At 66.5% G+C, this 10,422-nt stretch carries 11 protein-coding genes; 4 read left to right on the top strand and 7 right to left on the bottom strand.

Annotation, left to right across the window (positions count from 1 at the left end; all coding sequences use genetic code 11):
* Positions 1–120: 120 nt before the first annotated feature.
* The 3 genes from ACP5M5_RS13805 to ACP5M5_RS13795 form a co-directional block, all read right to left on the bottom strand.
* A complete protein-coding gene (locus ACP5M5_RS13805; RefSeq protein ID WP_427938289.1) occupies positions 121–507 on the bottom strand; it encodes a type II toxin-antitoxin system VapC family toxin in 387 nt (128 codons plus the stop codon).
* Between the two features lie 10 nt (positions 508–517).
* Complete coding sequence (locus ACP5M5_RS13800; protein ID WP_427938287.1) at positions 518–760, bottom strand: type II toxin-antitoxin system Phd/YefM family antitoxin; 243 nt, start codon at positions 758–760, stop codon at positions 518–520.
* 140 nt (positions 761–900) lie between these two features.
* Positions 901–1,320: a MerR family transcriptional regulator gene (locus ACP5M5_RS13795; protein ID WP_427938286.1), complete on the bottom strand. Its 420-nt coding sequence runs from the start codon at positions 1,318–1,320 to the stop codon at positions 901–903.
* A gap of 104 nt (positions 1,321–1,424) precedes the next feature.
* Here ACP5M5_RS13795 and ACP5M5_RS13790 point away from each other — a divergent pair, with 104 nt between their 5' ends.
* The 4 genes from ACP5M5_RS13790 to ACP5M5_RS13775 all read left to right on the top strand — a co-directional run bounded on the left by ACP5M5_RS13790 (position 1,425) and on the right by ACP5M5_RS13775 (position 4,758).
* Positions 1,425–1,826, top strand: a complete 402-nt coding sequence (locus ACP5M5_RS13790) for a mercuric transporter MerT family protein (RefSeq protein WP_427938285.1) — start codon at positions 1,425–1,427, stop codon at positions 1,824–1,826.
* A gap of 29 nt (positions 1,827–1,855) precedes the next feature.
* Positions 1,856–2,167, top strand: a complete 312-nt coding sequence (locus ACP5M5_RS13785) for a heavy-metal-associated domain-containing protein (protein ID WP_427938283.1) — start codon at positions 1,856–1,858, stop codon at positions 2,165–2,167.
* A gap of 31 nt (positions 2,168–2,198) precedes the next feature.
* Positions 2,199–3,644, top strand: coding sequence for a mercury(II) reductase (gene merA / locus ACP5M5_RS13780; protein WP_427938282.1), 1,446 nt, complete (start codon positions 2,199–2,201; stop codon positions 3,642–3,644).
* A gap of 166 nt (positions 3,645–3,810) precedes the next feature.
* Positions 3,811–4,758, top strand: coding sequence for an IS1595 family transposase (locus tag ACP5M5_RS13775; RefSeq protein WP_427938280.1), 948 nt, complete (start codon positions 3,811–3,813; stop codon positions 4,756–4,758).
* Between the two features lie 34 nt (positions 4,759–4,792).
* Here ACP5M5_RS13775 and ACP5M5_RS13770 read toward each other — a convergent pair whose 3' ends face one another.
* From ACP5M5_RS13770 to ACP5M5_RS13755, 4 genes are all read right to left on the bottom strand, one after another.
* A complete protein-coding gene (locus tag ACP5M5_RS13770; RefSeq protein WP_427938279.1) occupies positions 4,793–5,536 on the bottom strand; it encodes a hypothetical protein in 744 nt (247 codons plus the stop codon).
* Positions 5,537–5,796: 260 nt separating this feature from the next.
* Positions 5,797–7,278 (bottom strand): SulP family inorganic anion transporter, encoded by a 1,482-nt coding sequence (locus ACP5M5_RS13765; protein ID WP_427938277.1) that lies wholly within the window; start codon positions 7,276–7,278, stop codon positions 5,797–5,799.
* A 277-nt stretch (positions 7,279–7,555) separates the two neighbouring features.
* On the bottom strand, positions 7,556–9,331 hold the full coding sequence (locus ACP5M5_RS13760; RefSeq protein ID WP_427938276.1) for a DUF3363 domain-containing protein: 1,776 nt from the start codon (positions 9,329–9,331) through the stop codon (positions 7,556–7,558).
* A 728-nt stretch (positions 9,332–10,059) separates the two neighbouring features.
* Positions 10,060–10,422: hypothetical protein (locus ACP5M5_RS13755; RefSeq protein WP_427938274.1), on the bottom strand; the 363-nt coding region annotated here is incomplete at its 5' end.

Below are 10,422 nucleotides of genomic sequence, written 5' to 3'. Positions count from 1 at the left end.
GAACGGGGCACAGATAGAAAGACGGAAACTCCGCCGCGCAACAGCAAAGAACGGCAATCGTAGAGGATCGAAGAAATAGAAACGGACGGCGGGTTGCGGCCTTCGTTCGAGGCCTCGGGCTCAGATCGCCTGGATCGGTCCCGGATATCGCGCGAGGTTGGCGTCCGCGGTGAGCAGCATGATCCCTTCGACCAGCGCCTGCGCGATCAGCATGCGGTCGAACGGGTCCTTGTGCAGCGGCGGCAGGAGGTCGAGTGCGACGGCGTGCGCGCTGGTGACAGGGAGCTCGGCATAGCCGTTATCGAGCAGGCCGCGCCGCAGCAGCCGCGCGTCCGCACGGAAATCCTCCCGTCCCAGTTGCTGCTTGATGGCCACCTCCCAGAGACTGGCGGCGCTGAACAGCAATTCGTTCGCTTCATCCTCAAGCAGCGCCCGCGCGGCGCGCGGCAGCCGCTGCGGGGTGCCCGCCGCCCAGAGCAGCACATGGGTATCGAGCAGTAGCTTCATTTGGGCGCGGTCAGCCGGCCTCGGCGCCGAACAGGCGCGCGATCTCCTCGGCACCCATGATATCGAAATCCTCTGGGACGGCGATTTGGCCCTTGAGGAAGCCAAGGCGGCGCGGGTGTGCCGGGGCCTCAAGCGCCGTGAGCTTCACCAATGGCTTGCCAGCCTTGGCGATGACCACCTGCTCGCCCTGCGCCGCCTGCTCGATCAGGCGGGACAGATGGGTTTTGGCCTCATGGATGTTGACGATGGGCACAGGACAACCCCTAAACAGACTTAGTTCAGTTAGTCTAGTCTATAGCGTGCGTCAGCGCCGTGGCCGGTCGCCAGCACGGCCTGGAGGCGGTGCCGCGGCGACCGCCTATGGATCGGCCAAGCGCGGCGGAAGGAACCGGGTCAGTGCCCGTTTGTCGTGCTGGTCAGCAACGTCTCGATCAGCGGACAGCCCAGCTGACCGTCGGCATCGCCGCGGGCGTCGCATTGCGCAATCAACGAGGTCAACGCCTTCTGCATGGCGCGCAGATCGGCGATCTTGGTCCCGACTTCGGCGAGATGGGTCGCGGCGAGGTCTTTCACCTCAGTGCAGGGCACGTCGCGCGCCTCGGCCAGCCGCAGCAGGGCACGGACCTCGTCGAGCGTAAAGCCGAGTTCGCGGGCGCGGCGGATGAAGGTCAGGCGCTCGACATGGGCGCGGGCATAGGCGCGGTGACCGCCCTCGGTACGGGCAGGCTTGGGCAGCACGCCGATCTTCTCGTAGAACCTGATGGTCTCGATGTTGCAGCGCGTGCGGGCAGCCAGCGCCCCGATCGGGATCAACGGCCCGGCGGAAATCGGCGCAGGGTCGATTTTTCCTCTTGAACCTGGAGTTGCTACAGATCCCATAACCCTGATCTAGGCGCACCCATCGGAGCGGGCAAGGCATGGATCAGCAGGTCGGGACGGAAATCATGGACACGGAGGCCGGTCGGCCGGTCACGAGCGGGGGTGCCAGGCTGCTGTCTCTCGGCGGCATCGCCGCCGCACTCGGGGCCGCCTCCTGCTGCGTGATCCCGTTCGCGCTGTTCACCCTCGGGGTCAGCGGCGCCTGGATCGGCAATCTGACCGCGCTCGAACCCTACCAGCCGCTCTTCGCCGCTGTGGCGCTTGGCTTCATCGCGCTCGGCGCCTGGCGGCTGCGGCGCAAGGCGCAGATCGCCTGCGCCGACGGCTACTGCGGCACGCCGCGCGCCGACCGCATCGCCAGGATCGGGCTGTGGACCGCGGGTGTGCTGGTCGTGGTAGCCGTCGCCTTTCCCTACCTCATCCGCGCCATCGCCTTCTGACCAATCGCCTTCTGACAGGGAGTTTCGTCATGCCTCGTTCTATGCATGCCGCCGCCGTGGCGATCGGGTTGCTCGCCGCCCCGTTTGCCGCGCGGGCCGCCGACACCACGGTGGTGCTCGATGTGCATCACGCCGGCTGCGTGCTGTGCGGGCCGATCGTCAAATCCACCCTCGCGCACGTGAAGGGCGTCTCGGCCGTGCAGGTCAGCCAGCCGAATGGCGATGCCGATGTCACCGCGACCGTAACCTACAACACGGCCGCGACCTCGCCGGCGACGCTGATCAAGGTGGTGACTGATCGCGGCTATCCGGCCGAAATCGCCAAGCCGAGCAAGGGCTGACCGCGCGTTCTGATCCCGGGAGCTGACCGCCATGGACGCCGTCACCACGCATGACTGCTGCGCCGTTTCCAGCATGCGCAAATCCACACCCGACCTCGTGGTGATCGGTGCCGGTTCGGCCGGATTCTCGGCGGCGATCCGGGCGAGCGAACTCGGTGCAAACGTCGCGCTGGTCGGCGCCGGCACGATCGGCGGCACCTGCGTCAATATTGGCTGCGTGCCGTCAAAGACGATGATCCGCGCGGCCGAGACGCTGCACCAGGCGAAGGCGGCGTCGCGGTTCGCGGGGATCACGGCGAGCGCGCGCCTCACCGACTGGGCCGCGCTGATGGTACAGAAGGACGCCTTGGTCGCGGGCATGCGGGAAGCGAAATACGCCGCCCTGCTGCCGCAATACGAGGGGGTCCGCTACGTCGAAGGCGCGGCCCGCTTCACCGCCGACGGCCTCGTCGCGGGCGATGAGCATTTCCCCGCCGAGCGCGTCGTCATCGCCACCGGCGCCTCGCCCGCCATACCGCCGATCCCCGGCATCGGCGATGTGGCGTATCTCACCAGCACGACGGCGCTCGCGCTTGATCGCCTGCCGCGCTCGCTGCTGGTGATCGGCGGCGGGGTGATCGGCTGCGAACTGGGCCAGATGTTCGCCCGCTTCGGCGTCGCCGTCACCATCGTCTGCCGGTCGCATCTCCTGCCCGGGTTCGAGCCGGAGGTCGTCGCGGCGCTGACCGGCTATCTGCACGACGAAGGCATCGCTGTCCGCTGCGGTCTCGCCTACCAGCGCATCCGCCGTGACGAGGCCGGCATCGCGCTTGATGTGACGGCCGATGGCCGGCCGGAAACGATCCGCGCGGAGCAGGTCCTGGTTGCGACCGGGCGGGTGGCGAACACGGCCGGCCTCGACCTCGCCGCCGTCGGCATCGCCACCGACGCGCGCGGCGCCATCGTCGTGGATGAGTTCCTCGCCACCTCGCACCCGGGGGTTTATGCCGCGGGCGATGTCACCGGCCGCGACCAGTTCGTCTACATGGCGGCCTATGGCGCAAAGCTCGCCGCCGAGAACGCGTTGAACGGCAACGCCCGCCGCTACGACGCGCGCGCCATGCCGGAGGTGGTGTTCACCGACCCGCAGGCGGCGCGTGTCGGACGCACGGAAGGCGAAGCCCGTGCCCAGGGTCTGGCGGTGCGCACGGTGACCCTGACGCTCGATCAGGTTCCCCGCGCGCTCGCCGCGCGCGACACGCGCGGGCTGATCAAGCTGGTCGCGGAGGAGGGCAGCCTGCGCCTGCTCGGCGCGCAGATCCTCGCGCCCGAAGGGGCAGATTCCATCCAGACGGCGGTGCTGGCGATCAAGCACCGGCTGACCGTCACTGATCTGGCCGAAACGCTGTTCCCCTATCTCACCACGGTGGAGGGGCTGAAGCTCGCTGCGCTTGGGTTCCAGAAGGACGTGGCCAAACTTTCCTGCTGCGCCGGGTAAGCTGGCTTCAGCCGACCGACTTGCCCGCCCAGCGCCTTTCGCACCATTCCTGGGTGCGCCGCGTGCAAGACCGAAGGCTCTTCCCGCTTATCAACCAATCGACCCGCCCTTGTACCCTTCGGGGAACGAGCATAGACTTGCCGCCGACGAGCGAGGAACCGGAGCGATGCGGGCGATCATGCGGGGGCTGACGGACGCTGAATTCGAGCGGCAGTACGGCACGGAAGAGCAGTGTCTGGCAGCGTGGGTGAAAGTGCGCCAAGCTGCGGGCATGTCGTGCCCACGCTGCGACAATCCGAAAAGCTATATCTATGACCGCCGTGTCGGCTGCACGCGGTGCGACATGCGCTGGTCGATCACCTCGGGCAGCGTGATGGCCGACACCAAGCTGCCGCTGACAATCTGGTTCCGGGCCATGCACCTGATGAGCAGCACCAAGCAGTGCATCTCCGCAGTCGAACTGGGCCGCCGCCTGGGCGTCAGCTATCCGACCGCATGGTATCTGCACAAGCGCTTGCGCCACGCGATGACCCAGGAAAGCGATCGCTGCCAACTGGGCGCGCCGGCCGAGGGCGGTTGGACGCCGATCGTGGAGGCCGACGACGTCTATCTCGGTGGCGAGCGCAACGAGGGCAGCGGCACCGCTGGCAAGACCCGCGTCATCGCAGCCGCCGAGCGTTGGCCGAGCGGCCGCATGGGTGCGGTGGTCATGCGCGTGGTCAACAGCTTCTCCAACCAGGCGGCGGCCACGTTCCGCGACAGCCATATCGCACCCGGCGCGGTGGTGCACACGGACGGCACCAAGGCTTTTGGTGTCTTCGGCGAGGCCGGACGCACCCACGTCGCCACCGTCACCGGCGGCAAGCGTCCGGAACGCGAGCGTGGCGGCCCATTCTTCAACGTCAACACTCTGATCTCCAATCTCAGCACCGCGCTGAAGGCCACCTACAAGGTGTTCTCGCCCAAGCATCTACCCGACTACCTCGGTGCCTTCTGCTGGACGACCAATCACCGACGCAACATGCGCGGCATGATCGGCGCACTCTGCGCCGCCGCCGCCTGCGCCTCCAGGCTTACCCGGCGAACCGTCTATGCGAGCGGGTCAATTGGTTGATAAGCGGGAAGGCTCTTTCGTTGCCGGCCAGCCGTCATGCTCCCTCGTTCGACAGGATTGCGGTGCGGGCAAGATAGACCGTCTGCGTGAAGGACCGGTTCTGCAATGGGTTATGGAAGGTCACCGTTTCGGCCCACGCCTTCGCGAAAGCGCTCGACAGCCGGTCGGTGAATGACCGGTCGGGCTCGTCGTTCGACCATAGACCGAAAACGCCGCCAGGCTTGATGTGCGCGACGAGCGCGCGGAGAGCCTCGATCCGATAGAAGGAGCTGCTACGGCCATCGAGGAGAGCATCGGGTGAGTGGTCGATGTCAACCAGGATGGCGTCAAAGCAGCGTCCGGGCATATCGGGATCAAACCCGGCTGTCCCCTTGGCCATGGCGAAGAAGTCTCCTTGAACAAGTCGGCAACGCGGGTCGCCGACCAGTTCAGGTCCCAGCGGCAACATCCCCGTGCGGTGCCACTCGATTACCGCCTGCAGCATGTCCACGACGATCAGAGAACCGACACTCGGGTGCTCCAGGACGGCTTTGGCCGTGTAGCCAAGGCCGAGACCGCCGACGACAATGTTGAGGCTATCACCGGCGAGTTCAGAAAGGCCCAACCGGGCGAGTGCGATCTCCGACGCCGTGAACAGGCTCGACATGAGATACTCATCGCCGAGCTTGATTTCGAAGACGTCGACGCCGAGCGACAGCTCACGTCGTCGCCGAAGGCTCAATGCACCAATCGGCGTGGGTCGATAGTCCAATTCCTCAAACAACGTGCTCTTGGGCATCACGCTCCCCCTCGGGACGGCCAGTGGACAGACCGACAATGGATGGGCGGCGGCGTCCGACAACGACGGCGAAATTCAGGCTGCCGCGTGTTGCGGACGCTGAGCCAGGAAGGCTTGGTTCGGCGGCCGCGCGCGAAGGCTCGAGTGGCGAAACCTGCGGTTGCAGGAACCGCGACACCGCCCCATGAGACACGCGCCATGCCGAGGCTGTTGGAGGCCCGCCGATAGACCTATGATCTTACGCGACCGAACGCCATGGTTCAGTGTGCACCGGCTGGCAACGCCGCTCCCGGCTTGTCATGGATCGCCAATCGATCCACCAACGTTTGACTGGCTTCGTTCATACCCATGATCTCGACCGATAGGCCACGATGGCGGAACTTCAACATAACCCGGTCAAGCGCGTTGATTCCCGTGATGTCCCAGAAATGGGCCGAGTGCACATCGAGGATGACACCCTTCAGGTCCTCCCGGAAGTCGAATGCATTGTGGAATGCCTCTGCTGTGGCAAAGAAGATCTGACCCGTCACCTGATAGGTCCGAACGGCGGTGGAACTGTCCATGATCGATGTCACACTGAAAAATCGTGAGACCTTCTGCGCGAAGAACAGCCCGCTCAGAATGACGCCTGCCAGCACACCCATGGCGAGATCGTGCGTTGTGACGACAACCACGACGGTAGCCAGCATCACCACGCTGGAGCTCTTCGGGTTGGTGGCAAGCGCCCGGGCCGATTTCCATTGGAATGTGTTGATCGAGACCATGATCATCACGGCCACCAGCGCGGCCATGGGAATCTGCTTCACCCAGGGGCCGAGGACGACGATCAGGAACAGAAGGAATATCCCTGCCCACAGGCACGACAGACGCCCCCGCCCCCCGGAGGAGACGTTGATGACGGACTGTCCAATCATCGCGCAACCCGCCATGCCTCCGAAGAACCCGGAAGTGATGTTGGCAAGGCCTTGCCCTGCGCATTCGCGGTTTTTGTTCGAGGTAGAATCGGTCATCTCGTCGATGATCGCTGCGGTCATCAGGCTTTCCAGCAACCCGACCATCGTGAGTGTTAATGCATAGGGCAGGAGGATCTGCAGGGTCTCGAACGTGAACGGCACCTGCGGCAGGGCAAAGACCGGCAGCTCATGCGGAAGTTGACCCATATCGCCGACCGAATGCAGCTTCAGTCCGATGATCATGGAGAACGCCGTCAGCAGAACGATAGCGACGAGAGGCGATGGGATCGCCTTGGTCATGCGTGGAAGCAAGTAGATGATCGCCAGTCCGACCGCGACCATGGCGTAGACTTGCCAGCCATGACCGATCAACTCGGGAAGCTGTGCCAGGAAGATGAGAATGGCCAGGGCGTTCACGAACCCGGTCACGACCGAGCGCGAGACGAAGCGCATCAGATCGCCGAGGCGAAGCACGCTGGCCAAAAGCTGCAAGACACCCGTCAGTATCGTAGCGGCGAAAAGATAGCCGACGCCGTGTTCCTTCACGAGCGTGACCATGACAAGGGCTGTTGCTCCGGTCGCGGCCGAGATCATCGCTGGCCGGCCACCGGCAATGGCCGTGATGACAGCGATGCAGAACGAGGCGTAGAGGCCCACTTTCGGGTCGACACCGGCGATGATGGAGAACGCGATGGCTTCCGGTATGAGCGCGAGAGCGACCACCGTGCCGGCCAAAAGGTCGCGCGTAACATTTGGCGCCCATTCGGCGCGCAATTTTGACAGGGTCATGGAAAACTTTCAGCAGCCCACCTCCGCCCCCGCGGATGAGGGCGTGTCGGTGGAGGGCAATTTCACTGCCGACCGGCAGGAAGCGGGTAAAAGGCTCGGTGAGGAGACTTTATGGCGGCGTCGGCCGGCCGCGGGACAAAATGCAATTTGAGATCATGCCCCCTTATGGCCGGCGACATGCTGCAATGCAACATGCCGGCTGACCATTCATGCCTGCAGGGCGATATAATGCTGTCCAGGTGGTTGGGTTGCGGGGCCAGCATGACGCTTATTGCCGTCACAAGCCCAGCCCTCGATCCCGGCCGATCTGCCAGGAAATCCCGCCGGCGGTGACGACCCCGACGACCTCGCGGCCAGGGCTGCGCTCGATCACTGGCCGCCAGGGGACCAAGGTGAATTCCTGGGCGTTCTCGACCAGGGCATAGCGGCCGGAGGCGAGCTGCACCGCCTCGCGGTAGGTGCCGCGGATCGTGCCGCCGGGCGCCGGCATCCGGAACGGCACCGCGCGCGTCGCCGCCAGTTCGCCGCCGGCGCGCGCGAGTTCGCGGCGCTCCAGCGTCGCGAGAAGGTACCGGCGATAACGCACGCCCCCGTCCGCGTCCTGGCGCGCATCACCATGGGCGAGGTGATGCAGGCGGCGGTGTTCCAGGGCGGCTTCGACCTCCAACCCGAAGCCATTTTGCACGACCGGTACCGGATCGCGGGCCAGAAGTTGGCGGTCGAGCCAGGTCGCGCCGTCGCTGCGGATCTGGGCCTCCAGGTCGAGCGCGGACAGCACGCGCAGGCTGGGCGTCTGGCTGCGGTCCGTGTCGTGGCGGGCGGCCCGCAGTTCGAGATCGGCCGGGATGCGCCAATGGTCAGCGTCGAGCCGCTGGACCACGCCAGCGCGGCGCAGGGCCTCCAGGCGGCGGACATGCGCTTCGACATAGGCCTCCGGATCGGCGATGCCGGGATCGGCGCGCGCGGTGGCGAGGTGGTCTGCGGGCCGATAGACGCCGGCGTTCTGGTGCGCCAGGTCGGCGATGTTCCGGTCCGCGGCGCGCGGCGCTCCGCGTTCTGCGCCAAGCTCCACGATGGCCCCGATCGGCGGGTTGGCGGCATCCGCGCCGGCGGCTGGGACCTCGACGTAGTGGAGCCGTCCGTCGAGGCCATCGACGATCAGATGGACCCGATCACCCAGTTCGTCGCCGCCAAGCCCCCGCCCCAGCAGCCGCCCGGTGATCGGTGCGGCGAGCGACTCGCGGAGGTCGTGGATCGCGAACTGCTCGGCGCCGCGTTCCGCACCATGGCGGGTCAACGCATGGTGCATGGTCTTGATGATGTCCCCGCGCTCGCCGAGGGCGCGCAGCGTCTCCTCCATGCCGCGAGCCAGACGCCAGCGGCCGGTGGCGATCTCCTCGGCCAATCCCAGCCGCTCCAGGGCTTGCAGCCGGCCGATCCGCAGCTGCCGATCGAAGTCGGAGCGCGGCTCCCCGGCGGCGGCGCGGAGGTCGATCACGCCACCTGCCGCGTCACCGGCCTCGCGCAGCAGCGCCCGATCGATCCGGGTCAGCCGTTCCTGGTCGATCTCGCGCGCGAGCTTCGCCTGTCGTTCCATCGTGCTCTCGGGGCCGAGCTCGATGGTGACCAGCTCCGAGGCGCGCTCCCGGATGCCGTGGGCCAGATAGGCCCCGGCGATCACCAGGTTCTCGCCGGCCTCATCGACGCCGCGGATGACGATGTGCGTGTGCGGGTGGGCGGTGTTGAAGTGATCGACCGCAACCCAGTCCAACCCGGTCCCGAGATCGCGCTCGACCTGCCGCATCAGATCACGGGTGAAGGCGCGGAGGTCGGAGAGCTCTGCCCCGTCCTCCGCGGCGACGATCAGGCGGAACTGACGCGGGTCGCCGTCCGAGCGATCGAGAAAGGCGCGGCCATCGGCCCGGTCGGCCGTGGCGGAGTAGAGCTGGCCAGGGGAACCCTCACGGGTGACGCCGTCACGCTGGAGGTAGCGCAGATGCACCGCCGCCGCGCGGCTTCCTGCACGCATTTTCACGTAGCGCGCCTTGACCATGACACGGCGTGCGCCTGGCTGCGCCTGCGACCAGCCCCGTGGTGAGGCTGCCCGCCCATGCGCGAACGCTGCGCCCCTGCCGCGCTTGGCTGGCAGATCGGCGACGCTGCGCGCACCGACAGGTGGCGCCCCAATAGATGGCCGCGCGGTTGTGCCGGCGCGGGAAATCGCGCGCTTGATCTGCGTTGCCGCCAGCACCCGCCGATGATCCCGGCTGCGCGTGCGGCCGAGGCGAGGGCGGAGGCGCGGGTCATCGTTGGGGCGAGCCATACTCCGAGACTGACGGCAAAGCTGCCACTCGCGAAGGAGCCTTGGCGGCACTGCGAAAATGCGCCGATGGAAGCGGCCCTGACACTTGGTTGCCGTGCCTCGTTGCGAATCCGCGGCACGGTGTCGGCGGTCGATAACCCAATGTGCAGACACTGAAATCGCGGCCGATGGGAGCAGGCGGTGCCGCAGTCCTTTATCTTGCCCTCCCTTCTGATCCGAACTTTGCCCCTCCGCCAGTCGTCCTTCTCCAAGTGCAGATCAACAGAAATTGCCGCTATGGGCGCGACCAAATGCGATCTCCCGCGACGCACGACAAACGTCAGATGACCAACGCCGCCACGTCAGTTGATGGCGCAATCGGGAGCAGAATTGGTGCAGCGAACGTGCAGTTCGGCAGCCGGACGTCACGCCGTGGCATCGACCGAAGCCGCCGCCAGATCATCTGCGCTGCGCCCGCGTCATTGGAGGGCAACGAACAGCGCACCATTCCCGCGCACATCGAGGGCAGAACTGAAGACGGGTCGCGGCTCAAGTCGGGCCGCACCCGAACCGCCCGTCACCTCCGTTGGCGCCGGCATCGGCGCCATGTTCGGACTCACGATCGGCGGCGCCGCGCGCGCCGGAGAGGCCTCGGGATGCACGACGACAGTCGCGAAAAGGCCGGCGCTGATGGCGTCGCTCGGGCTCGGGACCGGCGGCCCCGAATCCGGCTTCGTGCTCAATACCGTCGTCCCGACTGCCGCCTGCAGCGCACCCGACGTGCCGTCGATCTGCGGCGCGAGTGCGGCGAGGTAGCGCTGTGTCTCGGCCGGCAGCGCGCG

This window comes from Acidibrevibacterium sp. (assembly GCF_049965395.1).
GTDB lineage: Bacteria > Pseudomonadota > Alphaproteobacteria > Acetobacterales > Acetobacteraceae > Acidibrevibacterium > Acidibrevibacterium fodinaquatile.
The sequence above is the reverse complement of the archived record's forward strand: the minus strand, read 5'-3'. Positions and strand labels throughout refer to the sequence as shown.